Here is a 24,677-nt window from a genome sequence, read left to right as displayed (position 1 = left end):
GTCTTTCGCCCGGCGGAGTCGTCTCAGGACGGCTCCGCCGCGGCATCCATGAGAACTGACACGAACAAGGAGCCGCCACCCATGGCAAACTTCACCATCGCCGACATCAAGGCTCTCCGCGAGCAGCTCGGCACGGGCATGGTCGACACGAAGAAGGCCCTCGAAGAGGCCGACGGCGACATGGACAAGGCCGTCGAGATCCTCCGCCTCAAGGGCGCGAAGGGCAACGCGAAGCGTGCCGACCGCTCGACGAGCGAGGGTCTGGTCGCCGCCCGCGAGAGCGACGGCAAGGTCACGCTCATCGAGCTGAACACCGAGACCGACTTCGTCGCGAAGAACGAGAAGTTCATCGCCCTCGCCGACAAGGTCGCCGACGCCGTCGCCGCGGTCGCCGCGGACTCGGCCGAGGCCGGGTTGGACGCCCCCGCCGGCTCGCAGACCGTCGGCCAGCTCATCTCGGACGAGGCCGCGATCCTCGGCGAGAAGGTCGAGCTGCGCCGTGTGCGCACCCTGACCGGTGACAACTTCCAGGTGTACCTGCACCGCACGAGCAAGGACCTGCCGCCGCAGGTCGGCGTCGTGGTCGCCTACTCGGGTGACGACGCGGAGACCGCTCGCAGCATCGCGCAGCACATCTCGTTCGCGAACCCGACCTACCTCTCCCGGGACGACGTGCCCGAGGCGGACGTGGAGAAGGAGCGCGAGATCGTCACCGAGATCTCGCGCAACGAGGGCAAGCCGGAGGCCGCGCTCCCGAAGATCGTCGAGGGTCGCGTGAACGCGTTCTTCAAGCAGGTCGCTCTGCTCGACCAGGACTACGCGAAGGACAACAAGCTGTCCGTTGCGCAGGTCGCGAAGGACGCCGGCATCACGGTGACCGACTTCGCCCGCTTCAAGGTCGGCGCGTAGTCATCCCCCCAGGGCCCGCACCTGCTCGGTGCGGGCCCTTGGCATGTAGATTTTGACTCGCGACGAGAGGAACAACACGTGATCACCGAGAACACCGGGCGCCGCCGCGTCCTCCTGAAGCTCTCCGGCGAAGCCTTCGGGGCCGGACAGCTGGGCGTGAACCCCGATGTCGTCGGTCAGATCGCGCGTGAGATCGCGGCCGCGGTCGATCAGGTCGAGATCGCCATCGTGGTCGGCGGCGGGAACTTCTTCCGCGGCGCCGAACTGCAGCAGCGCGGCATGGACCGGGGGCGTGCCGACTACATGGGCATGCTCGGCACCGTCATGAACGCGCTCGCCCTTCAGGACTTCCTCGAGCAGGCGGGTGCCGCGACCCGCGTGCAGTCCGCCATCTCCATGACGCAGGTCGCCGAGCCGTATATCCCGCGCCGCGCCGAACGTCACATGGAGAAGGGCCGCGTCGTCATCTTCGGCGCGGGCGCCGGACTCCCGTACTTCTCGACCGACACGGTCGCCGCGCAGCGGGCCCTCGAGATCGACGCCGACGAGGTCCTCGTCGCCAAGAACGGCGTCGACGGCGTGTACACGGCCGACCCGAAGACGGATGCATCCGCCACGAAGATCGATACGATCACCTACCTCGAGGCCCTTCAGCGCGGTCTCCGCGTCGTCGACTCGACCGCGTTCAGCCTGTGCATGGACAACAAGATGGATATGCGCGTGTTCGGCATGGAGCCCGCGGGCAACGTCACGCGGGCGCTGCTCGGCGAGCGCATCGGGACGCTCGTCACCGCCTGATCGACCGCGTGACGCGGCGACCGCCGTCCGCGGCCGCGCGGGGCGCGCCGACTAGACTGATGTGAACCTCTGGATCGAATGGAGCCCCCGTGATCGCCGACGTCCTGTCCGAGACCGCAACCCGCATGGATCGGGCAGTGGAGGCCGCGAAGGAGGACTTCGCGACCGTCCGCACGGGCCGCGCGAACCCGCAGATGTTCCAGAAGGTCATGGTCGACTACTACGGCTCGCCGACACCGCTGGCGCAGCTCGCCTCCCTGAGCAACCCCGAGGCGCGCACGCTCGTCGTCAACCCGTACGACAAGTCGGCGCTGAAGGCGATCGAGCAGGCGATCCGCGACATGCCGAACCTCGGTGCGAACCCCACGAACGACGGCGCCCTCGTGCGCGTCACGCTTCCGGAGCTCACCGCGGAGCGCCGCAAGGAGTTCGTGAAGATCGTCCGGAGCAAGGGCGAGGACGCGAAGGTGCACGTGCGTGGCATCCGTCGCAAGGCGAAGGACGACCTCGATGCGCTGAAGGGCGAGGTCGGCGACGACGAGCTGACGCGTGCCGAGAAAGAGCTCGACGCCGTCACCCGCTCCCACGTCGACGAGATCGACGAGGCGCTCAAGCGCAAAGAAGCCGAACTGCTGGAGGTCTGAGGCGCGCCGATGACCGATGCTCCCGCTGACCGCACACCCGGCGAGGAGGGTGCGCACGCGCCGTCCCATCGCAAACGGGATCGGTCGCAGCGCCCGGACACCGGATCGACCGCCCTTCCCGCCGTGCCACCGCCTCCCGCCGTGCCACCACCTCCTGCCGTGCCACCCCTTCCGCCGCTGCCGCCGCTGCCGCAGCCGGTCGCCGCGGGAGCAGACGAGACCGCGCCGCCGTCGAAGGACGAGGCCGAGCCTCGCGACGTCGACGATGCCCCACCGCCTCCGTCGGGGCCGGACGGCGTGCCGGCGGTCCGCATCCCGCGCAACGAGTTCGAGCAGCACATGGCGCAGGCGCGCGCCGAGTTCGAGGTCGCCAACGAGCGCATCAAGCAGCGGACGGGCCGGGACCTGATCCTCGCCATCCTCATCGGACTCGGGATCGGTGCGGTCGTCCTCGCGTCGCTCCTGTTCGTCTCGTGGCTGTTCGCGCTCATCGCACTGGCGGCGTGCCTGCTCGGCGCCTTCGAGTTCGCACGTGCCCTGCAGGCCGCAGGGCGCCGGATCGATGTCATCCCGCAGCTGATCACGGGCGCGGGCGTGATCGCGGCGGGCTTCCTGTTCGCCGACTGGGTGCACTGGGTGGTGGTGTTCGCCGCGATCGCACTGATCATCGTGTGGCGCGCGATCGGGCAGATGGCGGCTCGCGACGGCCGGACGTACGGCGACGTGCTCGACGACATCCTGATCGGCGTCTTCGCGTTCCTCTATGTGCCCTTCCTCGGGAGCCTCGGGGTGATCCTGCTGCGCGAGCAGACCGGGCAGTGGTGGGTGCTCGCCGGCATCATCGTCGTCGTCGTCGCGGACACGGCCGCCTACGCGACCGGCCTGACCCTCGGCAGACACCCCATGGCCCCGCGAATCAGCCCCAAGAAGACATGGGAAGGCTTCGCCGGCGCAGCGGTCGGCGTGCTGGTGGCGGGCGTCCTCCTCGCGTTGTTCATGCTCGACATCCCCGTGTGGGCCGGACTCGTCTTCGGCGCCGTCATCCTCGCGACCGCCACGATCGGCGATCTCGGCGAGTCCATGATCAAGCGCGACCTCGGCATCAAAGACATGAGCTCGTGGCTGCCCGGCCACGGGGGAGTCCTCGACCGTCTCGACTCGATCCTTCCGTCCGGTGTCGCCGTTCTGGCGCTCTTCTACCTCCTCTCCCCGTTGGTGCACGCATGACCTCTCACGACACGACATCCGCCCCGCTCTTCCCGCTCGAGAGGGGACGCGCGAAGGGGTATGAGCGTCGCGCGGTCGACGCCTTCCTCATCCGTGCGCGCGCCGCCTTCGAGGCCGGCGAGCAAGGCACGGTCAACGCTGCGACGATCCGGGCGGTGTCGTTCCCGATGGTCCGCCGCGGGTACTCGGTCGTGGCGGTGGACACGGCGCTGGCGCGCATCGAGAACGCCTTCGCGTCCCGGCAGCGGGAGCAGGCGATCGCGGAGGGCGGCACCGCCGCGTGGCTGGACTCGACGCGTGAGCAGGCTCAGGTGATCCTCGATCGCCTGAGCCGGCCCAAGAAGGAGCGGTTCGACCGCGTCGGGTTCGGACGGTGGGGCTACCGGATCGACGAGGTCGACATCGTCGCCGACAGGATCGCGGGGTACTTCACGTCCGGCGCGCCGGTGTCCGCCGATCAGGTGCGCTCGGTCGCCTTCCGCATGCAGCGCGGCGGATACAGCGAGGTGCAGGTGGATGCGGTCCTCGACGCCGTCGTCGACGTCATGCTCGCCGTCGCCTGAGCGGTCCCCGATGCGTCGTCCTGCGACACGGCGCGCCGTCGGATGGCGTCCCCGCGTTCGGCTCGCTAGACTCGCAACACTGTGACTTCCGGCAACGAGATGACTCCCGAAACATCCCGGCGGACGCTGCGTCATGCGGCCAAGACCGCCCAGACGGTCGCCCCGGCCTTGAAGGCGGCGCCCGCCCCGGCCCGAAAGCCGACCAGGTGGTCGCGACGTCGCGGTGTCATGACGGGTTTCGCGGCGATCGCCGCGGTCGGATTCGTCGCCGCCTACGTCGGTCCTCTCGGCGCGGCGCTGACGCCCCATGCCGAGGCCGCGGTCACCCCCGTGACGCTCTACACATCGACGCTCCACAACGCGCAGACCCTCGTCGCTGCCGACGCCGCCGCCGGCACCGACACACTTCAGCGCGACAGCTACTCGGTGTACGTGCCGCCGAAGCCCAAGCCGACGCAGACCGCGTCCGCCTCGACCGCATCCACCGCGTGGAAGGCGCCGTTCGTGGTGCCGAACCCGGGGAGCGCTCAGGCCATCGCCCGCCAGATGCTCCAGGCCCGAGGCATGGGCGACGACCAGTTCGCGTGTCTCGTCGCGCTGTGGAACCGGGAGTCGGGATGGCGCGTCAACGCCTACAATTCGAGCGGCGCCTACGGCATCCCGCAGGCGCTGCCGGGAAGCAAGATGGCGGCCTACGGTGCCGACTGGCAGACGAACCCCGCGACCCAGATCGCGTGGGGCCTCGGCTACATCACGGGCCGCTACGGCACACCGTGCGGCGCGTGGGGCCACTCGCAGAGCACCGGCTGGTATTGAGTCGTGCCGCGGGCCAATCGCCGGCGGCCCGATCCGCAGGATGACGGCTCGCTCGACCGGATGATCGCCGGCTTCAAGCGCACCGTGATCAAGCGCGGGGCCGAGTGGACGGTGCAGCCGGTCAGCGCGGCGCAGGCGGTCAAGTCGTACACGTGTCCGGGATGCGGCCGCACCATCGAGCCCGGCACCGCCCACCTCGTCGCGTGGCGGGCGGACGGCGTGCTCGGCGATGCCGCGGACCTCGCCGCGCGTCGGCACTGGCATTCGCATTGCTGGAAGGTGTTCTGAACGTGGAGATCCGTGGTCCTGTCCTGCTGCCGGCCGTCCGGGAGGACATCGAGCTGCACACGTTCGACGGCTTGACGCTCGTCGGCGAGCTGGCGCTGCCTGTCGACCGTGCGCCCGTGGCGACGCTGGTGACGCTGCACCCCCTTCCCACCGCGGGCGGATTCATGGACTCGCACATCCTGCGCAAGGCCGCGGGACGTCTGCCGGCGCTCGCCGGGATCGCGGTGCTGCGCTTCAACACGCGCGGCACATCGTCGCCGCGCGGAACGAGCGAGGGCGCCTTCGACGGCGGCCGGACCGAGGCGTTCGACGTGGCCGCGGCCATGGATTTCGTGATCGATCGCGGGCTGCCGCATCCGTGGCTGCTCGGCTGGTCGTTCGGAACCGAGCTCGCCCTTAAGTACGGGCGCGATCACGGCGCCGAGGGGGTCATCCTGCTCTCGCCCCCGCTGCACCGGACGAGCGCCGACGAGCTCGCCGCGTGGGCGGACGACCCGCGACCGGTGGTGGCGCTCATCCCCGAGTTCGACGACTACCTGCAGCCCGATGCCGCGGCCGAGCGCTTCGCCGTCGCCCCGAACATCCGCGTCGTCCCGGTGGCCGGCGGCAAGCATCTGTGGGTCGGCGAGAACCAGACCCGGCGCGTGCTCGACGAGGTCGTGGCCGCCATGAACCCGGCCGCCCGCCCCCTTCCGACCGAATGGGACGAGTCTTGACTACCGCTCGTTCTGGCGCGGGATCACGACCTGCCGGTAGATGATCAGGATGCTCGCCGCCACCGGGATCGCCACCAGGGCGCCCAGGAGGCCGAGGAGGGATCCTCCGGCGAGGGCGGCGACGACGACGACCGCGCCCGGTACCGACACCGCGCGGTTCATGATGCGCGGCGAGATCACGTAGGCCTCGATCTGCATGTAGACGATGTAGTAGATCGCCGCGATGAGCGCCGTGGTGGGGGAGCCGAACCCGAGGCACGTCAGCACGATGATCGTCGAGCCCGTGATCGTGCCGACCAGCGGGATCAGCGAGAAGAAGAACGCGATGACCGTGAGCACGGCGGGGAACGGCGCCTGGATGATGGTCAGGAAGATCGCGCTCAGGACGCCGTTGATCACCCCGAGGGTCACCTGGCCCATGACGTAGTAGCCGACCGAGCCGATGATCTGCTCGGCGAGGTCGACGAATCGCTCGCGCTTGGACGCCGGAACCAGCTGATACACCGCGGTCTTCAGCGAGGGGGTGGATGCGGTGAAGTAGATCGTCAGGATGATGACGATGAACGCCCCCGCCATCCCCGCGATGACGGCGCCGCCGACGGCGATGATGCCGGTTCCGATCTGCTCGCCGAGCTTCGCGAGGTCGAGCGAGTTGTACCAGTTCTCGATGTAGGTGAACAGCTGGTCGACATTGAGGGCGGGGAAGGTCGCGTGCAGCCACGTCCGGATCGCGTGTACGGGGTCGAATCCGCCGTGCGCGATGAGATGCTGGATCGTCGTGACGAGCTGGCTGATCTGGCCGACGATGATCGGCACGATCATCAGGACGATGCCCGCGAACACGGCGAGGACGATCAGGATCGTGATGAGGACGGCGAGCCAGCGCTTCAGCTTCCGCCGCTCGAAGAAGGCGACGATCGGCTCGAGACCGAGCGACAGGAACAGGGCGGTCCCGACGTACAGCAGGATCGTCGACAGGTTCTGGACGCTGCCGATGAGCAGGAGCCCCAGACCGACCCCGAGCGTCGCCAGGAAAGCGGTGCGGAACGGACTCTGGAGCTTCACGGGGCATCCTTCTGCGGCGGGGTGCGTGTTCCGTCAGGATACTGACAAGGTCCGCGAATCCCGGGAGGGGCATGCTCCCACGTGACATTCAGGTCGTCTTCGATAACCTGAAACGTCGGCTGACAGCCCTGCGCGCCCGAGCGCGGGCACTGGAGGATGTGGTTTCGTGCGTTTCGTTTGGGCCGTAGCGGCGTTCGTTCTGGCCGCGCTCATGATCGGTGCCGGAATCGCCCAGCGAACCGTGTTCCAAGGCCCGACCAGCACCAGCGCGTCGGTCCCGGCGGGTTCGAAGGCGCCGTTCGTGCTCATCGACGGCGCGGTGCTGAACTCGCGCGAAGGTACGCAGACCCTGCGTGCGCAGGGGAGCGGCACGCTGTTCGCCTCCTATGCCCGGACATCCGACCTCAAGGCGTGGCTCGCGGACACGTCCTACGACGAGGTCTCCGTGACCAAGACCGGCAAGCTGACGACCACGCCGGTCGCTCCGAGCGTGACCAGCTCCGACGGCAGCGGTGGAGACTCCAGCGGTGGCGGCGACGCGAGCGGCGGCGGCGACGGCGGCGGAGACGCGGCGGCGCCCACGGCGCCGTCGCACAGCCCGGCGGGCTCCGACCTGTGGCTCGACGAGTTCCAGCAGGATGGCGTCCTGATCGCGCCCATGGACCTGCCCGCGGGCACGAGCGTCCTCGTCGCGACCGACGGCACGAAGCCGGCACCGAGCACGATCTCGATCTCGTGGCCGCTCCAGACCTCCACGCCATGGGCCGGCCCGCTCATCGTGGGCGGCGCCATCCTCATGGCGGTCGGCGTGCTGCTGTACATCCTGGCCATCCGTCATATGCGGCGTTCGCGGGGTCCCCGCCGGAAGGCGCTGCCTCCGCTCCCCGTGACCGAGCCCATCGACCTGTCCGAGCTGCAGGGCGACAAGGGCGTCATCAGCGCCGGGAAGACCGGCGACAGCCGCGCGCTCTCCAGCCGGCGCGCGTTCGCGATCCTGCCCGTCATCGCCGTCTCGGCGCTGGCGTTCACGGGCTGCTCGGCGGACGCGTGGGCCCAGTTCACCGGCTCGCCGACGCCGACCCCCAGCACCTCGGTGATCGTTCCGGAGGGCCAGCAGCTGCCGGCGGTGACCGAGGGGCAGGCGGGACGCATCCTGACCCGCATCTCGAAGACCGTCGCTCAGGCCGACGACAAGAAGGACGACACGATCGCCGCGACCCGCCTGGACGGTGCGATGCTGGCGGAGCGCGTGACGAACTACACGTTGCGCGCCAAGATCGCCGACTACAAGGCGCTGCCGGCGATCCCCTCCCAGCCGCTCAAGGTGATCCTTCCCCAGTCCTACAACGGGTGGCCGCGCACGGTGCTCGCCGTGGTGAGCGACCCGACCGACAAGAAGGTCGCGCCGACGATGATGACCATGACGCAGCAGGATCCGTGGTCGGAGTACAAGCTGACGTACGCTGCGGCGATGGAGCCGGCGGCGCAGCTGCCCAAGGTCGCGCCCGTCTACGTCGGAGCCCCCCAGGTGCAGCCAGACTCGCCGTTCCTGCTCATGGAGCCGGGTGAGCTCGCCACGGCCTACGCGGATCTTCTCACCAACGGTGACAAGAGCACCTACGCGTCGACGTTCGACAGCGAGACCGACAAGCTGCGCGCCGCCGTCGACGCGAACCGCAAGCAGCGCCTGGACGACTTCAACAAGACCGGGGCCCAGACCGGCCAGATGTCGTTCACGGTCACCGCGGGCGACCAGCCGCCGGTGGCGCTGGCCACCCTGGCCAGCGGCGCCATCGTCGCCGTGAACGTCGACGAGAGCGAGAACGTCAAGCCGACGCAGGACGGCGCGCAGATCAAGGCGAGCGGCGCGACGAAGGCTCTCGCGGGCGACAGCTCGTCCACCGGGTACTCCACCACGTACAGCGACCAGCTGTTCTTCTATGTGCCGGCGCAGGGATCGACCGACCAGATCCGTCTGCTCGGGTACACCAGCAACATCCACGACGCACAGGTGATCAAATGACCGATGCCGCTTCCGGTGCCGTGATGCGCGGCGCCGTCGACCTCTCCGCACTCCGCAACCGCCCGCAGCCGCCCGCCGCGCCCGCGGGAGGAGCCGAACCCGGGGGAGCCGGCACCGCCGTCGTGCCGTCTCTCGTGGTCGACGTCACGGACGAGACGTTCGGCCAGATCCTCGAGCTGTCGCGGACCGTGCCGGTGGTCGTCGACCTGTGGGCCGAGTGGTGCGGACCGTGCAAGCAGCTGAGCCCCGTCCTGGAGCGGGTCGTCCGGGAGCTCGGTGGGCGCCTGCTGCTCGCCAAGGTCGACGTCGACGCCAACCCGCAGCTCTCGCAGGCGTTCCGGGCGCAGTCGATCCCGATGGTGGTCGCACTCGTCGGCGGCCAGCCCGTGCCGCTGTTCACCGGCGCCGTCCCGGAGCAGCAGGTGCGCGAGGTCTTCGCCCAGCTGCTGCAGGTGGCGGCTCAGAACGGCGTGACGGGGACCGTCGCCGTCCACGGCGCCGAGCAGGGTGCCGTGGACGCCATGGATGCCGAGCCTCCGCTGCCGCCGCTGCACGCCGAGGCGTTCGACGCCATCGAGGCCGGCGATTACGATCGCGCCGTCGCCGCGTACGAGAAGGCCCTCGCCGAGAACCCGCGCGACACCGACGCCCGGACGGGCCTCGGTCAGGTGCGCCTGCTCCAGCGCGTCCAGGATGCGGATCTGCAGCAGGCACGCGACGCCGCGGCGGCGAAGCCCACGGACAGGGAGGCCCAGTTCCTCGTCGCCGACCTGGATCTGTCCGGCGGGCACGTCGACGACGCGTTCGACCGCCTGCTCGAGCTGTTCGCCGGACTCGACCCGGCCGAGCGCGGCCCGGTGCGCGAGCGCCTGCTCGAGCTGTTCACGCTCGTCGGCGACGGCGACCCGCGCGTCATCCGCGCGCGGGCGCGCCTGGCCAGCCTGCTCTTCTGATCGTCGCTCGCCGTTCGGTCACGCGTTCGCGCTGTGCGCGAGCCACACGACGCCGAGCGGGGGGATGCGGAGCACCGCACGGCCCGAGGGATCCGTCGTCACGTGGCCCGCGTTGCCGACGCCCGAGCCGCCGTAGGTCTCCGCGTCGGAGTTGAGCACCTCGCGCCACGTACCCGGTGCGGGCAGGTCGAGCGCGTGGTCCTCGAGCGGGACGCCGCCGAAGTTGCAGATGACGACCACCGTGTTGCCGTGGTTGTCGCGGCGCGCGAGGACCTGCACGTTCGGATCCCAGTGCGGAGCGCCGAGGCGTGAGAACGCCGCGCCGTCGGCATCCCGCGCCCACAGTGCGGAGTGCTCCCGGTAGACGCGGTTGAGCTCGGCCACGAATGCCAGCAGCTGGGCGTGCGAGGGCTGGTCCAGCATCCACCAGTCGAGGCTCCGGCCCTCGGACCATTCGGAGAGCTGGCCGAACTCCTGACCCATGAACAGCAACTGCTTGCCGGGGTGACCCCACATGTAGGCGAGGTATGCGCGCATGTTCGCCAGCTTCTGCCAATGATCGCCGGGCATCTTGGCGAGCAGGCTCCCCTTGCCGTGCACGACCTCGTCGTGCGAGATCGGCAGGATGAAGTTCTCGCTGAACGCGTAGACGTACGAGAAGGACAGCTCGCCCTCGTGGTGGGAGCGATGGACGGGGTCGCGCTCGATGTAGGTGAGCGAGTCGTTCATCCAGCCCATGTTCCACTTGAACCCGAACCCGAGCCCGCCCGAGCTCGTCGGGGCCGTGACGCCCGTGAAGCTCGTGGACTCCTCGGCGACCATCACGATCCCGGGGTAGCGCTTGTAGGCGGTGGCGTTGACCTCCTGCAGGAAGCCGATCGCCTCGAGGTTCTCCCGGCCGCCGAACCTATTCGGCTCCCACTCGCCGTCGTTGCGCGAGTAGTCGAGGTAGAGCATGGAGGCCACGGCATCCACCCGCAGTCCGTCGACGTGGAACTCCTCGATCCAGTACAGCGCGTTGGCGACGAGGAAGTTGCGCACCTCGCTGCGCCCGTAGTCGAAGATGTACGTGCCCCAGTCCTTGTGCTCGCCGCGCCGGGGGTCCGCGTGCTCGTAGAGGGGCTCGCCGTCGAAGCGGGCGAGGGCGAACGAGTCCTTCGGGAAGTGTCCCGGAACCCAGTCCATGATCACGCCGATCCCGGCCTGGTGCAGGCGGTCGATGAGGTACCGCAGGTCGTCGGGTGTGCCGAACCGGCTGGTCGGCGCGTAGTAGCCGGTGACCTGATAGCCCCACGAACCCCCGAACGGGTGCTCGGCCAGAGGCAGGAACTCGACGTGCGTGAAGCCCTGGGCGGTGACGTACTCGACGAGAGGGTCGGCCGCATCCCGGTACGACAGCCCCGGACGCCACGAGCCGAAGTGCAGCTCGTAGATCGACATGGGCTGCGAGATGGGCGTGGAGCGGCCGCGATGCTCGAGCCACGCGGCATCCCCCCACTCGTGCGCGGGGGGGGCGGCGACGACGGATGCGGTGGCCGGCGGCACCTCGGCGAACTGCGCCATGGGGTCGGCTTTCGTGACCCATCCGCCCCAGCGGGTGAGGATCTCGTATTTGTACACGGCGCCGGCGCCGAGATCGGGGACGAACAGCTCCCACACCCCGGACGATCCGAGCGACCGCATGGCGTGGCCCTGACCGTCCCAGCGGTTGAAGTCGCCCACCACGCGCACCGCCTGCGCGTTCGGCGCCCACACGGTGAACGCGGTGCCCTGGGAGCCCGAGCTCTCCCGCACGTGCGCGCCCAGCGCGTCCCACAGCTGCTCGTGCCGCCCCTCACGGATGAGGTGCAGGTCGAGCTCCCCGAGCGACGGGAGGTGACGGTACGGGTCGTCCGCGTCGTAGTCCGCGCCGTCGGGATAGCTCGTGACGAGCCGGTAGGCGTCGGGTGCACCCTCGCGCACTCCCTCCCACACTCCGCTACGGCTGTGCGTCAAGGATGTGCTGGTGCCGTCCGCGAACACCGCGGTCACGGTCTTCGCGAGCGGGCGGCGCGCGCGCACGACCCAGCGATCCGTGCCGGCGGGATGCAGGCCGAGCACGTCGTGGGGGGAGTGGTAGGCGCCGGCGGCGACGGCGTCGAGCAGGCCGGGATCGATCTTCCCGTCGGTGGTGGTCATCGCCGCTCCTTCACGTGCAGGATGTGGACCGGCTCGGCGAAGGCGTCGAGACGGACGAAGTTGTGATCGGCCCACGTCCAGGTGGCTCCGGTGATGAGATCCTCGACCTCGTACGACGAGCCGGGCTCGACGCCCCACACGCGCGTGTCGAGGTGGACGGTCGTCTCACGGACCGAGTGCGGGTCCACGTTCGCGACGACGAGGATCGTGTCATCGACGCCGTCGGGGGAGAGCGCCGCCGGCAGATGCTTGCTGTAGACGAGGATCGAGTCGTCGTCGCTCCAGTGCACGCTGAGGTTGCGCAGCTGCCGGAGCGCGGGGTGCGCCCGCCGGATCTCGTTCAGGCGCCGCAGGAACGGGGCGAGCGAGTCGCCACGGGCCTCGGCACCCGCCCAGTCGCGGAGCTTGTACTCGTACTTCTCGTTGTCGATGTTCTCCTCGGAGCCCGGCCGTGCGACGTTCTCGTAGAGCTCGTAGCCGGCGTACACGCCGTATGTGGGCGCCGCCGTCGCGGCCAGAGCCGCCCGCAGGCGGTAGGCCGGACGGCCGCCGAACTGGAGGAACTCGGTCAGGATGTCGGGCGTGTTGACGAAGAGGTTCGGCCGCAGGAAGTCGTCCGTCTCGTGCGCGAGGCTCATCAGGAACTCCTCGAGCTCCGCCTTCGTGTTGCGCCACGTGAAGTACGTGTAGCTCTGCTGGAAGCCCGCCATCGCCAGTGCCCGCATCGGCCCAGGACGCGTGAACGCCTCGGCGAGGAAGACGGTGTCGGGATACTCGGCGCTCACCTCGCGGATGAGCCACTCCCAGAACTGCAGGGGCTTGGTGTGCGGGTTGTCGACGCGGAAGATGCGCACGCCCTGGGCGATCCAATGGCGGATGACGCGCAGAGCCTCCGCGCGGATGCCCGCCGGATCGTTGTCGAAATTGATCGGGTAGATGTCCTGGTACTTCTTCGGCGGATTCTCCGCATAGGCGATCGAGCCGTCGGGCAGCGTCGTGAACCACTCGGGGTGCTCGTGCACCCAGGGGTGGTCGGGGGATGCCTGCAGCGCGAAGTCGAGAGCGACCTCGAGCTTGTGCGCACGCGCGGCCCTCACGAACCGGCGGAAGTCGGCGAGCGTGCCGAGGTCGGGATGGACCTTGTCGTGGCCGCCCGCCGCGCCGCCGATCGCCCACGGGGAGCCGGGGTCGCCGGGCTGCGGATCGAGCGTGTTGTTGCGGCCCTTCCGGTTCGTCTCGCCGATCGGGTGGATCGGCGGGAGGTAGAGCACATCGAAGCCCATGGCCGCGACCTCGGGCAGCCGCGCGGCCGCGGTGGCGAACGTCCCGCTCTGGATGGAGCCGTCCTCCCGCCGGACGGCGCCCTCGGACCGGGGGAAGAACTCGTACCAGGCGCCGACGCCCGCACGCTCCCGCTCGACGAGCACGGTGAGCTCGGGGCCGATGGTCACGAGCGCGGTCAGGGGCCGTGCGGCGAACCGCCGCACATGCGCAGGATCGCGGACGATGGCCAGCGCCGCCTCGTCGTCGAGGCTCTTGCGGCGCAGGGCGGCGGCTGCCGACGTCAGGGCCCTCCGCTCGGCGGCCGGTCGATCGGACTCCCCGGCCGCGCGCGTGAACAGCAGCGCACCCATCTCGCGCATGAGCGGCGCATCCACGCCGGCGGCGATCTTGAGATCGGCCGCGTGCTCCCACGTCGCGAACTCGTCGGCGAAGGCCTCGAAGCGGAAGGTCCACACGCCCTGCTCGACCAGGGCGATGTCAGCCTGCCAGCGATCGAAGCCCGGGTCGACCAGGCTCAGGCGATGGAGCGACTCCTGCCCGCTCGGGCTCGTGAGCCGCACGTGCACGCCGATGATGTCGTGTCCCTCGCGGAACGCGGTGACCTCGAACGGGACGACCTCGCCGGAATACGCGGACGGGCGGAACCGTCGGTCGGGAGCGGCGGGATACGGCGAGAGGAGCGGGATGCGAGAGGACAGCGTGTCGCGCGCCGACTCCCATTCGGACGCCGGCCGGACGGGGATCGCCGAGGCGCTGCGCCACGGCTTCGCGGAGGTGGGGCTCACGGAACGAACATAGCGCGGCACCGCCGCGACCCGAACCCTGTTGTGTCAGGCTTCGCCGATGGTGTCGGATGCGGGTCCGGCGGCCGTCGGATCCACCCACGCGCCGTCCTCGTCGGGAATCACCGCGTCGGGGTCCATATCCACACGGAACAGGCGCATCGACGTGGGCGACATCGCCACGACCTCGCCCGGACGGAGGGGGACGGCATCCGTCGTCGGGCGCTCGTCGGCGCTCGACCACAGCGTGACGAACAGGGCGCCGGGCAGATCGGGGAGCGTGATGTCGATGGGCGTCTCGCGGCCGTGCACGACGAGCAGGATGCGGTTGGCCTCCTCGAACTCGGGCGTCGACGCCGCGACGTACTGCAGCGTCCGGTGCGCGGGGCTGTTCCACTTGTCGATCGACATCGTCTCGCCGTGCTCGTCGTACCACTCCATGACGGATGCCGACGGCGTGTGCTCCCCGAGCCGGGCGAAGCGGATGGGCCGCAGTGCGGGATTCTCGGACCGCACACGGGTGAGGCGGCGCACGTGCTCGAGGAGGTCCTCCTGCCACGGCGCGTGGTCCCATGAGAGCCACGTGAGACCCGAGTCGTGGCAGTACGCGTTGTTGTTGCCGCGCTGCGAGCGGCCGAACTCGTCGCCGGCGGTCACCATCGGAACGCCGGCCGACAGCAGCAGCGTGCCGAGCAGGTTGCGCATCGCCTTGCGGCGGTTGGCGAGGATGACGCCGTCGTCTGTCGGACCCTCGACGCCGTGGTTGAACGAGCGGTTCGTGTCGGCGCCGTCGCGGTTCTGCTCGCCATTGCCCATGTTGTGCTTGACGTCGTACGACACGAGGTCGCGCAGCGTGAATCCGTCGTGCGCGGTCACGAAGTTGACGCTCGCGAGCGGGCCGCGCTGGGCGCCGAAGGTGTTCGCCGAGCCGGCGAGCCGGTGCGCGAACCCGCCGATCCCGTCGGGCGCGATGCCGGCACGACGCGCGTAGTCGATGTCGCTCAGCCAGAAGTTCCGTACCCGGTCGCGATAGCGGTCGTTCCACTCGAGCCATCCGTCGCCGAACCGGCCGGTCTGCCAGCCGCCCATCCCGACGTCCCACGGCTCCACGATCTTCTTGACGTCCGCGAGGTCGGGGTCGTCGATGATCGCGCGCAGGAGCGGATGCTCCGGGGTGAAGTGGTTGTGCTCGTCGCGCCCAAGCGTCGTGGCGAGATCGAACCGGAAGCCGTCGACCTGCACCTCGCGCGCCCAGTACCGCAGGGAGTCGAGGACGAGGCGGGCCGCGGCATCCGTCGACGTGTCGAGGGAGTTCCCGCATCCCGTGACGTCGATGTAGACGCCCTCGTCCGTCTGCCGGTAATACGAGCGGTTGTCGATTCCCCGCAGGCTCGAGCGCGGACCGCCGATGCCTTCCTCGGCCGTGTGGTTGAACACGACGTCGAGGATGACCTCGAGCCCTGCCTCGTGGAGCAGCCTGACCATGCCCTTGAACTCGCGCAGGACGGCATCGGGGCCCTCGCGCCGCGCCGCCTCGCTCGCGTACGCCGCGTGCGGGGCGAAGAACCCGACCGTGTTGTAGCCCCAGTAGTTCACGAGCCCGTGGCGCACGAGGCGCTCCTCGGATGCGAACGCGTGCACCGGCAGGAGCTCGATGCTCGTCACGCCGATCGACCTGAGATGCTCGATCATCGCCGGGTGGGCCAGCCCCGCGTAGGTGCCGTGCAGAGCCGGCGGGATGCGGGGATGCCGCTTCGTCAGGCCGCGCACATGGCCTTCGTAGATGACGGTGCGATCGAGCGGCACGCGGGGCTTCTCGACGCCGCCCCAGTCGAACCCCGTGTCCACGACCACGGAGCGGTAGCCGTCGCGGTGGCTCAGGACGCTCCGCGCGTAGGGGTCGAGCAGAAGCGTCCCGGAGTTGAAGGTGTTGCCGTGTCCGGAGTGCCCGGAGACGCGGAGCGCGTACGGCGTGCCCGGCCGTAGGAGCGGGGTGGATGCCGACCACACGCCGTGCCCGATGTCCTCCAGGGCGACCGATTCGATGATCCAGTCGAGATCGACGTCGTCGAACACGATGAGCTCGACGGCGTCCGCATGCGCCGACCAGACCCTGATGGTGCCGCCGCCGTCATGGAGGGTCACGCCCAGGTGGTCCAGGTCGCTGCGCAGCAGTTCGGGTGTCTCGGCGGCGATGGCCATGGCAGTACCCTAACTGCCGCGCCGCCAATGGCGGGGCGTGCGAGAGTGGACGGGTGAGCGTCTACCTCGACCACGCGGCGACGAGTCCCCTGCGCCCGGAGGCCCGGGACGCGTGGCTCGCCGCCTCCGACGTGGTCGGGAACGCATCGTCGATCCACGCCGGGGGACAGGCCGCGCGACGCCTCCTGGAGCAGTCGCGCGAGGATCTCGCCGGCGTGCTCGGGTGCGAGCCGATCGAGGTGGTCTTCACGTCCGGCGGCACCGAATCGGTGAACCTCGCGCTCAAGGGCCTGTGGTGGGGGCGACCCGAGGGCACGGATGCCGTCGTCCTGCCGGACGGCGAGCACCACGCCACGCTCGACACGGTGGAGTGGCTCGCCGCGCACGAGGGCGCGCGGGTGGAGGCCGTCCGCATCGACCGGGTCGGCCGCATCGCCGTCGACGCGTTCGCGGCGGCCCTCCCCGGCGGCGCGCTGGCGACCGCGCTCGTCGCGAACAACGAGATCGGCACCGTCAACGACGCGGCGGCTCTGGCCGCTGCAGCCCTGGATGCGGGCGTGCCGCTGCACCTCGACGCGGTCGCCGCCCTCGGCCATGTGCCCGTGTCGTTCTCCGCCTGGCGTGGCACGAGCGCGCTCAGCGTGTCGGCCCACAAGATCGGCGGACCGGTCGGCGTCGGCGCGCTCGTCGTCGCGCGGGCGGCGCATCCGGTCGCCCTGCTCCATGGCGGCGGGCAGCAGCGCGGCTTGCGCTCCGGCACCCAGGATGTCCCGGGAGCGGCGGCCTTCGCCGCCGCGGCCGTGGCGGCGGAGCGGGAGCGGCTCGCGGAGGGGGAGCGGCTGGCGGCCCTGCGGGCGCGGCTCGTGGCGGGGGTGCAGGCCGCGATCCCGGAGGTCGAGCTGCTCGGCGATCCCGTCGACCGCCTGCCGGGCAACGCGCATCTGCTGTTCCGCGGCGCGTCGGGGGAGACGCTGCTCTTCCTCCTCGACCAGGCGGGGATCTCGGTGTCCACGGGCTCGGCCTGTCAAGCGGGCGTGGCCGAGCCGTCGCACGTCGTCCTCGCGATGGGACGCTCCGATGCCGAGGCGCGATCGGTGCTGCGCCTGACCCTCGGCCGCACGAGCACGACGGCCGACGTCGACGCGGTCGTGGCGGCGCTGCCCGGCGCATACGCGCGGGCGGTGGCCTCCGCATCCCGCTGACCCTCCCGGCGTGCACTCGGACGGCCCCGACGTGTCGGCGGGATGGCTAGCCTGACCCTGTGGAAGACACTGCGGCGACTCCGTCCCCGACCGATCCGATCCAGCGCCCCCCTCTGACCGACGCCCAGTGGGAGCGTCTGACCGCCTTCGGCACGCCCGAGGACGTGAGCGCGGGCGATTACGTCTTCCGGTCGTCGGACCGCGAATACGACCTCGTGCTGGTGGAATCCGGCGAGATCGAGGTGGTGCGCGACACGCTGTTCTGGCTCGAGGAGGAGATCATCGCCCGCATGGGGCCGCGCTCCTTCGTGGGCGAGCTCGGCGTGCTCAACGGTCAGGGCGCGTTCCTGTCGGCACGTGTCAGTCAGCCGGGCCGGATCCTGCGCGTCTCGCGGACCGAGCTGCGCAAGCTCATGGCCGAGGACGACGAGCTGTGCGACCTCATCCTCCACGCGCTCTGGGCGCGCCGCGAATCGCTGCGTCGCGGCCCGGCCGCGCTCACGCTCAAGCTCGTGGGGCCGACGGGCTCGAGCGAGCTGCTCGCCCTGCGGCGCTTCGCGGAGCGGCTCGATCTGGTGCACACCGCGTTCGAGGTCGAGCCGGCCGAGCTCGAGGCCTACACCGGAGGCCACGGCATGTCTGCGGACGACCTGCCTGTCGCGTTCATCCAGGGCGAGCCGCTGCTGCACGCCACGCCCGGCCTCGTCGCCGACCGGCTGGGGCTCAGCTACCAGGGTCAGGCGGATGAGGTCGTGGATCTCGTCGTCATCGGCGGCGGCCCCGCGGGGCTGGCCGCTGCGATCTACGGTGCATCCGAGGGGCTCGAGACGGTGCTGATGGATGCCGTGGCCCCGGGCGGCCAGGCCGCCTCGACGTCCCGCATCGAGAACTTCCTCGGATTCCCGTTCGGCGTCTCCGGCGGCAATCTCATCGACCAGGCGTGTCTGCAGGCGCTCAAGTTCGGCGTGCGCGTGTACGCCCCGTGCGAGGCGGTGCGGCTGGAGCCCGTCGACGATGCCCTCGACATCACGCTCGCCGACGGACGGATCGTCCGGGCCCGCTCGGCGATGGTGACCTCGGGTGCGGCCTACCGGCGGCTCAACCTCGATCGCTGGGGCGACTTCGAGCGGGCCGGCATCCATTACGCGGCCACCCAGCTCGAGCTGCGCCAGGTGATGGACAAGCCCGTCGTCGTGGTCGGTGGGGCGAATTCGGCGGGCCAGGCTGCGCTGTACCTCGCCGGCAACGGCTGCCCCGTGCACATGGTGGTGCGGGGTGAGGACCTCGGCACGCGCATGTCGTCGTACCTCGTCGACCGGCTCGTCGAGGATCCGCGCATCGACGTCCACACGGTCTCGAACGTCGTGGGGCTCGACGGCGGCGATGTGCTCGAGCGCGTCACGATCGACACCGTCGGCGAGGTGGATGCCTCGGGCCTGTTCTGCTTCATCGGCGCCGACCCGGCGACCGGCTGGCTGTCATCGCTCGACCGCGATGCGGACGGGTTCCTGCGGACGGGGACGGACGTCGCGATCCAGACGCTCGAGCACTGGCAGGCTCTGGGGCGCGAACCGCTGCCCTTCGAGACATCGCTGCCCCGCGTGTTCGCGGCCGGCGACGTCCGACGCGGCTCGATGAAGCGCGTCGCGGCTGCCGTCGGAGAGGGGTCGAGCGCGGTGGCGTCGGTCCACCGCGCTCTCGCCTTCTGATTCAGGACGGGTCGACGGCGAGCGGATGCCCGCGCGGGTGCGGGGCGGAGGGATCCCCGGCATGCACCGGGGACCGGACGAGCGAGGCGACGGCTCGGGACGCTGTCAGAGGGATGCGGCAGGGTGGAAGCCATGACCCCGACGACGACCACCCGTGCCGAGGCCCTCGATGTGCTGTGCGCGCTCGTCGGACGCGACGACGCCCAGTTCCACGACGGCCAGTTCGAGGCGATCGACGCGCTCGTCGACGGCCGTCGTCGCGCCCTCGTGGTGCAGCGGACGGGCTGGGGCAAATCCGCCGTGTACTTCGTCGCGACGATGCTGCTGCGCCGGCGCGGTGCCGGGCCGACGGTGCTCGTCTCGCCCCTGCTCGCCCTCATGCGCGACCAGATCGCCGCCGCCGCGCGGGCGGGCGTTCGGGCGGTGAAGATCGACTCGACGAACGCGCACGAGTGGGGCGAGGTCATCGCCCAGCTCGATCGCGACGAGGTCGATGTCCTCCTCGTCTCGCCCGAGCGGCTCAACAACCCGGCGTTCCGCGACGGGCAGCTGCCCCAGATCGTCGCGCGCATGGGCCTGCTCGTCGTCGACGAGGCGCACTGCATCAGCGACTGGGGCCACGACTTCCGTCCCGACTACCGGCGCCTGCGCGAGCTCATCGCGCGCATGCCCGCCGGTGTCCCGGTGCTCGCGACGACTGCGACAGCCAACAGCCGCGTGGTGGCTGACGTCGCGGAGCAGCTGGACGCGGGCTCGGGGGAGGGGGATGCGGGCGTCCTGACGATCCGGGGCCCCTTGGGGCGCGCCTCCCTCCGACTCGGTGTGCTGCGGCTGCCGGGCGCCGCACAGCGGCTCGCCTGGCTGATCTCCCACCTCGGCGATCTGCCCGGCTCGGGGATCATCTACACACTGACGGTCGCCGCCGCGAACGATACTGCGCGCCTGCTGCGCGAGCGGGGCTACGACGTGCGGGCCTACACCGGACAGACCGATCCCGATGAGCGCGAGCAGGCGGAGGCCGCGCTCACGCAGAACCGGGTGAAGGCCCTCGTCGCCACGAGTGCGCTCGGCATGGGCTTCGACAAGCCCGACCTGGGATTCGTCATCCACCTCGGCGCGCCGTCCTCTCCCGTCTCTTACTACCAGCAGGTCGGCCGCGCTGGCCGGGCGACGGAGTCTGCGGACGTGCTGCTCCTGCCCGGTGCCGAAGACCGAGACATCTGGCACTACTTCGCCACCGCGTCGATGCCCGATCGGGAAAGGGCCGAGCGTGTGCTCGGTGCGCTCGCTGATGCCGGCGCGCCGCTGTCCACCCCCGCGCTCGAGGCGATCGTCGACATCCGACGGACTCCGCTGGAGCTGCTGCTGAAGGTGCTCGACGTCGACGGCGCGGTCGCCAGGGTCACGGGCGGGTGGGTCTCGACGGGCCAACCGTGGGCCTACGACGAGGATCGCTATCGCCGGATCGCCGCCGAGCGCGTTGCCGAGCAGCAGCACATGCTCGACTACGAGGAGACCGGTCAGTGCCGGATGGAGTTCCTCCAGCGCTCCCTCGACGACGAGTCGGCCTCGCCGTGCGGGCGCTGCGACAACTGCGCCGGCGCCTGGTTCCCCGCACAGATCGCGGCGGAGGCGGCCGACGAGGCCGCGGCCGCCCTCGACCGGGTGGGCGTGCCCATCGAGTCGCGCCGGCAATGGCCCACGGGAGCGGACCGCCTGGGCGTGCCGGTCCGCGGCCGCATCGCCGCCGACGAGCAGGCGTCCGAGGGTCGCGCTCTCGCCCGGCTGACCGACCTCGGCTGGGGCGGGATGCTCCGCGAGACCTTCGCGACCGGCGCCGGCGATGGCCCTCTGCCTCCCGCGCTCCTCTCCGCGAGCGTCCGCGTGCTCGCAGACTGGCGATGGGACGAACGGCCGCTCGCCGTCGTCGCCATGCCGTCACGCTCCAGACCCCAGCTCGTCGGATCGCTCGCCCGCGGCATCGCCGAGATCGGACGACTGCCGTTCCTCGGCTCCCTCGACCTCGTGGACGGCGGCCCGTCGGGGCAGCCGGGCGGCAACAGCGCGTTCCGCGTGTCGAACGTGTGGGGCCGGTTCTCGGCAGCGGGACTCGACGTGCCGCACGGTCCTGTGCTCCTCGTCGACGATCGGGTCGAGAGCGGGTGGACGCTCACCGTCGCCGCACGCGAACTGCGCTTGGCCGGCGCGAGCTCCGTCCTCCCGTTCGTCCTCGCGCTGCGGGGCTGATCGGCCTCCTCGAACGGGTGGTCCGATACCACTAGGCTTCTGCGCATGGCATCAAGCGGATCGCGCGCGTCGACGCAGCAGCAGCAGTCCAAGGGCGGCGTCCTCAGCGAGGACAGCGATCGTCACGGACTCTGGGGCTTCCTGATCGGGATCATCGTCGCCGCGTTCATCGCCGTGCCCCTCGCATCGGCAGTGGCGTTCGCGACCCATCCGGCGACGCAGGCGCTGTTCGGCGTGCACCTGAAGAACGCGAGCCCGGGCGGTTACGCGGCGTTCTGGTGGGTCGTGGCCCTGTTCCTCGCCGCCCTGCCGTTCCTCATCGGTTTCGGCGTCGCGAAGCTCTCGACCCGCACCCTCGGCATCATCGCGGGCATCGTGGTCGTCTTCATCATCGTCTTCCTCGTCCTGGGCCAGCTCTTCCTGCTCTGAGCCTGCGGCCCCCGATCAGGACGGCGAGCCGACCGACACCTCGACGCCCGAGATCCCGCGACGGATGCGCCCATCCTCCGCGACCAGCAGGACGGTGCCGTGCGGGGGCAGCGGCGCGTCGAAGCCCGCGACGACGGAGGCGGTCGCCCAGACGTCGGCGATCTCGAGCGTCGACGCCACCACGGTGGCGCTGGCAACTCCCGTCGCCGCCGATCCCGTACGGGGGTCGAGGATGTGCGCGCCGCGTTCGGCGATGCCGGAGGTCGCAATGGCTCCGTTGCGCAGGGGTACCGTGGCGATGACGGCGCCGGGGCGGCGCGGATCGGCGATGCCGATGTTCCACGTCCGGTCGAGATCGGGGTGGGTGAACACCAGGACGTCTCCGCCGGCATCCACGCCGATCGCGCCGATCGTCACGCCGTCGACGAGCGGCTCGAGGTGCCGCGCCGCGGCGCGGTCGATCGCCCACCCCTTGACGAGCCCGGTGGGATCGAAGCATCCGCGCCAGTACGCGCTGAACAGTCCGCCGGTCTCGCCTTCGTACGCGGCGCACCGCGCGGCGACCTCCTGGACGAGCGGATCGGCGGCGCCGATCGTCAGCTGTCCGTCGGCGATGCGCGAGATCTCCGAGTCCGGCCGGTACGGCGAGAAGATCCGGTCGATCTCGTGGAGTTCCGCGAAGAACGCGCCGACGGCGTCGGGCTGCGGCGTCCCGACGGTCTGGACGCTGACGACCGTTCCCCACACGTGCTCGACCGCGGCGTGCGGCGCATCCTGCGGGATCACGAGCGCGCCTGGTCGATCGCGCTCTGCAGCGAGGTCGTGTAGCCCTCGCTGGTGTAGGTCGCACCCGAGACCATGTCGATCTGCGCGCTCTGCGCCTGCAGCGTCTCGTTCTGCAGCTGCGGGATCGCGTACTGGTTGATCTGCTGATCTCGGCCGTTGTTCATGGGGTAGTCGACGGCGTCGGCCGCCGTGATGCGGCCGCCGGAGACCGTGATCCGCACCTGTACCGGGCCCCAGCGGGTGTCCGTCGACTGGCCGGTGTAGGTCCCGTCCTTGAGGGTGGTGGATGACGAGCCCCCCGACGACCCCGATGAGCCGCCGGACGTTCCGGAGGACCCGCTCGGGGTGCCCCCCGACACGGTTCCGGCGGTGGGCGGGACGACCTGCAGCGAGGTGCGGTAGCTGAACAGCAGCACCAGGCCCGCGAGGGTCCCGAGCACGGCGTACGCGATGCGCTTCATGTCAGACCTCGAACGATTCGGTGTGGATGCGGGTACGGGGAAGGCCGGCGGCGCGCAGGTCGGCGGTGACGGCATCCATCCAGGCGGGCGGTCCGCACACGTACGCGTCGTACTCCTGGATGTCCGGCGCGAGATAGGCGATGAGCTGGGGACCGGCCCATGCGTCGTGCGTGCGCGGGAGCCACGACCGTCCGCGCGGACCGTCCAGGGAGGCGTAACGCAGTCCCCGGCGCTGCACGAGTGCGGCGATCTGCGGCGCGCGCATCGCTGTAGCACGCGCGTGATCGCGCGTCACCAGCACCGCGTCGCCGGGCGCGAACGCCTCCGCCTCGAGGATCGCCACGAGCGGCGCGACACCGGCACCTGCGCCGATCATGAGGAGCTTCGTGCCCTCGCGCGCATCCCCGGTCATCGTCCCGTACGGGCCCTCGACGTGCACGCGTGTGCCGGGCGCCAGTGCGGCGAGGCGCGTCGAGCCGTCGCCCGCCAAGCGAGCCGACAGCACGAGATCGCGCCCGGGCGCGCTGGCGAGCGAGAACGGGTGGCCGCGCGTCCAGCCCGGGCCGTCGAGGAACCGCCAGATGAAGAACTGTCCTGCGCGGGCGCGCGGCGCGCCGCTGCGTCCGCTGACGCGCACTGCGACACCGCGGTCGCCGTCGCGCTCGACGCCGACCACGCGCAGACCGTGGCGGAGCGACTGGACGGTGGGCACGCCGAGGCGGAAGACGAGGACGGATGCCGCGGCCAGTGCCCAGAGCGTCCACCAGTACGCCGTCGCGGCCGGTGAGGAGAGGAAGTCGGCCCCGGTCCACAGCTCGTGGGGGAGCGCGAGCCCGACCCCCACGTACGCGTAGAGGTGCAGGAGGTGCCACGACTCGTAGCGCAGACGCGCGCGAGCGCGACGGATGCTCGTGGCGACGACCATGACCAGCAGCACCGTGCCGGCGGTCGCGAGGAGCATCGCCGGATAGTCCACGACGAAGTCCCACGTCTGCACGAGCACATTCAGCCCGCTCGCCGCCGAGTAGCCGGCGACGACGAGCACGATGTGGGCGAGCATGAGCCAGAACGACCAGAAGCCGACGACGCGGTGCATCCGCGTCATCCCGTCGCGGCCGAATCCACGCTCGAAGAGCGGGATCCGCGCCATCAGCAGCACCTGATACAGCAGGAGGTTCGCTGCGACGAGCCCGGTCAGGCGCCCCAGGGTCGTCAGGGAGTCGGCATCCATCGCGAGCAGATCGCGGATGCCGCCGCCCGAGATCCAGAGCGAGACGACGAAGAGGCTCGTCAGCCAGATGACGGCGACAGCGCCGACGTGCCACGCCTCGCGCGTGCGCAGGCGCCGTGCGGGCCTGGCGGCGGTCGTCGTCATGCGTCGACTGTGCCCCACGG

The 24,677-nt window shown here is 70.6% G+C and carries 21 protein-coding genes; 14 read left to right on the top strand and 7 right to left on the bottom strand.

What is annotated here, in order from left to right:
* Positions 1 to 81 precede the first annotated feature (81 nt).
* The 8 genes from tsf (at position 82) to SM116_RS10425 (ending at position 5,961) form a co-directional block, all read left to right on the top strand.
* Entirely contained in the window at positions 82 to 909 is an 828-nt protein-coding gene (gene tsf / locus SM116_RS10460; RefSeq protein ID WP_320940928.1) for a translation elongation factor Ts, read from the top strand.
* Positions 910 to 987: 78 nt separating this feature from the next.
* Positions 988 to 1,707 (top strand): UMP kinase, encoded by a 720-nt coding sequence (gene pyrH, locus SM116_RS10455; RefSeq protein WP_320940927.1) that lies wholly within the window; start codon positions 988 to 990, stop codon positions 1,705 to 1,707.
* 89 nt (positions 1,708 to 1,796) lie between these two features.
* A complete protein-coding gene (gene frr, locus SM116_RS10450; protein WP_320940926.1) occupies positions 1,797 to 2,351 on the top strand; it encodes a ribosome recycling factor in 555 nt (184 codons plus the stop codon).
* Between the two features lie 9 nt (positions 2,352 to 2,360).
* Positions 2,361 to 3,578, top strand: a complete 1,218-nt coding sequence (locus tag SM116_RS10445; protein WP_320940925.1) for a phosphatidate cytidylyltransferase — start codon at positions 2,361 to 2,363, stop codon at positions 3,576 to 3,578.
* Positions 3,575 to 4,141, top strand: coding sequence for a DivIVA domain-containing protein (locus SM116_RS10440; RefSeq protein WP_320940924.1), 567 nt, complete (start codon positions 3,575 to 3,577; stop codon positions 4,139 to 4,141). The genes SM116_RS10445 and SM116_RS10440 overlap by 4 nt, the downstream gene beginning before the upstream one ends.
* A gap of 228 nt (positions 4,142 to 4,369) precedes the next feature.
* Positions 4,370 to 4,957, top strand: a complete 588-nt coding sequence (locus tag SM116_RS10435) for an aggregation-promoting factor C-terminal-like domain-containing protein (RefSeq protein WP_320940923.1) — start codon at positions 4,370 to 4,372, stop codon at positions 4,955 to 4,957.
* Between the two features lie 3 nt (positions 4,958 to 4,960).
* Positions 4,961 to 5,245: a hypothetical protein gene (locus SM116_RS10430; RefSeq protein WP_320940922.1), complete on the top strand. Its 285-nt coding sequence runs from the start codon at positions 4,961 to 4,963 to the stop codon at positions 5,243 to 5,245.
* Positions 5,246 to 5,247: 2 nt separating this feature from the next.
* Positions 5,248 to 5,961: an alpha/beta hydrolase gene (locus tag SM116_RS10425; RefSeq protein WP_320940921.1), complete on the top strand. Its 714-nt coding sequence runs from the start codon at positions 5,248 to 5,250 to the stop codon at positions 5,959 to 5,961.
* Here SM116_RS10425 and SM116_RS10420 read toward each other — a convergent pair whose 3' ends face one another.
* A complete protein-coding gene (locus tag SM116_RS10420; protein ID WP_320940920.1) occupies positions 5,962 to 7,026 on the bottom strand; it encodes an AI-2E family transporter in 1,065 nt (354 codons plus the stop codon).
* 166 nt (positions 7,027 to 7,192) lie between these two features.
* On the opposite strand from SM116_RS10420, the gene SM116_RS10415 reads away from it, so the two are divergent.
* Both SM116_RS10415 and SM116_RS10410 read left to right on the top strand, forming a co-directional pair.
* Positions 7,193 to 9,049: a DUF8094 domain-containing protein gene (locus tag SM116_RS10415; RefSeq protein ID WP_320940919.1), complete on the top strand. Its 1,857-nt coding sequence runs from the start codon at positions 7,193 to 7,195 to the stop codon at positions 9,047 to 9,049.
* Positions 9,046 to 10,002: a tetratricopeptide repeat protein gene (locus tag SM116_RS10410; protein ID WP_320940918.1), complete on the top strand. Its 957-nt coding sequence runs from the start codon at positions 9,046 to 9,048 to the stop codon at positions 10,000 to 10,002. Before SM116_RS10415 ends, SM116_RS10410 begins: the two co-directional genes overlap by 4 nt.
* Positions 10,003 to 10,020: 18 nt before the next feature.
* Here SM116_RS10410 and glgB read toward each other — a convergent pair whose 3' ends face one another.
* From glgB to glgX, 3 genes are read right to left on the bottom strand one after another with little or no spacing between them, the layout of a single operon-like run.
* Complete coding sequence (gene glgB, locus SM116_RS10405) at positions 10,021 to 12,180, bottom strand: 1,4-alpha-glucan branching protein GlgB (RefSeq protein ID WP_320940917.1); 2,160 nt, start codon at positions 12,178 to 12,180, stop codon at positions 10,021 to 10,023.
* Positions 12,177 to 14,249 (bottom strand): maltotransferase domain-containing protein, encoded by a 2,073-nt coding sequence (locus SM116_RS10400; protein WP_320940916.1) that lies wholly within the window; start codon positions 14,247 to 14,249, stop codon positions 12,177 to 12,179. Before SM116_RS10400 ends, glgB begins: the two co-directional genes overlap by 4 nt.
* A 45-nt stretch (positions 14,250 to 14,294) precedes the next feature.
* Entirely contained in the window at positions 14,295 to 16,448 is a 2,154-nt protein-coding gene (gene glgX, locus SM116_RS10395; RefSeq protein ID WP_320940915.1) for a glycogen debranching protein GlgX, read from the bottom strand.
* 53 nt (positions 16,449 to 16,501) lie between these two features.
* Between glgX and SM116_RS10390 the strand changes: the two genes are divergently transcribed.
* From SM116_RS10390 to SM116_RS10375, 4 genes are all read left to right on the top strand, one after another.
* A complete protein-coding gene (locus SM116_RS10390; protein WP_320940914.1) occupies positions 16,502 to 17,650 on the top strand; it encodes a cysteine desulfurase family protein in 1,149 nt (382 codons plus the stop codon).
* A 59-nt stretch (positions 17,651 to 17,709) separates the two neighbouring features.
* Positions 17,710 to 19,359 carry an FAD-dependent oxidoreductase gene (locus SM116_RS10385; RefSeq protein WP_320940913.1) on the top strand — a complete coding sequence of 550 codons (1,650 nt, stop codon included), beginning with the start codon at positions 17,710 to 17,712 and terminating at the stop codon, positions 19,357 to 19,359.
* A 132-nt stretch (positions 19,360 to 19,491) separates the two neighbouring features.
* Positions 19,492 to 21,606 (top strand): DEAD/DEAH box helicase, encoded by a 2,115-nt coding sequence (locus tag SM116_RS10380; RefSeq protein WP_320940912.1) that lies wholly within the window; start codon positions 19,492 to 19,494, stop codon positions 21,604 to 21,606.
* A 45-nt stretch (positions 21,607 to 21,651) separates the two neighbouring features.
* The gene (locus SM116_RS10375) at positions 21,652 to 22,035 is read left to right on the top strand and encodes a hypothetical protein (protein ID WP_320940911.1); all 384 of its coding nucleotides are present in this window, start codon (positions 21,652 to 21,654) and stop codon (positions 22,033 to 22,035) included.
* A gap of 15 nt (positions 22,036 to 22,050) precedes the next feature.
* Here SM116_RS10375 and SM116_RS10370 read toward each other — a convergent pair whose 3' ends face one another.
* From SM116_RS10370 to SM116_RS10360, 3 genes are read right to left on the bottom strand one after another with little or no spacing between them, the layout of a single operon-like run.
* On the bottom strand, positions 22,051 to 22,821 hold the full coding sequence (locus SM116_RS10370) for an FAD:protein FMN transferase (RefSeq protein ID WP_320940910.1): 771 nt from the start codon (positions 22,819 to 22,821) through the stop codon (positions 22,051 to 22,053).
* The gene (locus tag SM116_RS10365; RefSeq protein ID WP_320940909.1) at positions 22,818 to 23,282 is read right to left on the bottom strand and encodes an FMN-binding protein; all 465 of its coding nucleotides are present in this window, start codon (positions 23,280 to 23,282) and stop codon (positions 22,818 to 22,820) included. Before SM116_RS10365 ends, SM116_RS10370 begins: the two co-directional genes overlap by 4 nt.
* A 1-nt stretch (position 23,283) precedes the next feature.
* A complete protein-coding gene (locus tag SM116_RS10360; RefSeq protein ID WP_320940908.1) occupies positions 23,284 to 24,657 on the bottom strand; it encodes a ferredoxin reductase family protein in 1,374 nt (457 codons plus the stop codon).
* Positions 24,658 to 24,677 lie beyond the last annotated feature (20 nt).

It is taken from the genome of Microbacterium rhizosphaerae (assembly GCF_034120055.1).
In the GTDB taxonomy this organism is placed as follows: domain Bacteria; phylum Actinomycetota; class Actinomycetes; order Actinomycetales; family Microbacteriaceae; genus Microbacterium; species Microbacterium rhizosphaerae.
The sequence above is the reverse complement of the archived record's forward strand: the minus strand, read 5'-3'. Positions and strand labels throughout refer to the sequence as shown.

Excerpts from the sequence above, each read along its gene's own strand:
- SM116_RS10375 (WP_320940911.1), top strand. The coding sequence starts at position 21,652 with ATGGCATCAAGCGGATCGCGCGCGTCGACGCAGCAGCAGCAGTCCAAG.
- glgB (WP_320940917.1), bottom strand. The coding sequence starts at position 12,180 with ATGACCACCACCGACGGGAAGATCGATCCCGGCCTGCTCGACGCCGTC.
- glgX (WP_320940915.1), bottom strand. The coding sequence starts at position 16,448 with ATGGCCATCGCCGCCGAGACACCCGAACTGCTGCGCAGCGACCTGGAC.
- SM116_RS10440 (WP_320940924.1), top strand. The coding sequence starts at position 3,575 with ATGACCTCTCACGACACGACATCCGCCCCGCTCTTCCCGCTCGAGAGG.
- tsf (WP_320940928.1), top strand. The coding sequence starts at position 82 with ATGGCAAACTTCACCATCGCCGACATCAAGGCTCTCCGCGAGCAGCTC.
- SM116_RS10365 (WP_320940909.1), bottom strand. The coding sequence starts at position 23,282 with ATGAAGCGCATCGCGTACGCCGTGCTCGGGACCCTCGCGGGCCTGGTG.
- SM116_RS10380 (WP_320940912.1), top strand. The coding sequence starts at position 19,492 with ATGACCCCGACGACGACCACCCGTGCCGAGGCCCTCGATGTGCTGTGC.
- SM116_RS10445 (WP_320940925.1), top strand. The coding sequence starts at position 2,361 with ATGACCGATGCTCCCGCTGACCGCACACCCGGCGAGGAGGGTGCGCAC.
- SM116_RS10360 (WP_320940908.1), bottom strand. The coding sequence starts at position 24,657 with ATGACGACGACCGCCGCCAGGCCCGCACGGCGCCTGCGCACGCGCGAG.
- SM116_RS10435 (WP_320940923.1), top strand. The coding sequence starts at position 4,370 with ATGACGGGTTTCGCGGCGATCGCCGCGGTCGGATTCGTCGCCGCCTAC.
- SM116_RS10410 (WP_320940918.1), top strand. The coding sequence starts at position 9,046 with ATGACCGATGCCGCTTCCGGTGCCGTGATGCGCGGCGCCGTCGACCTC.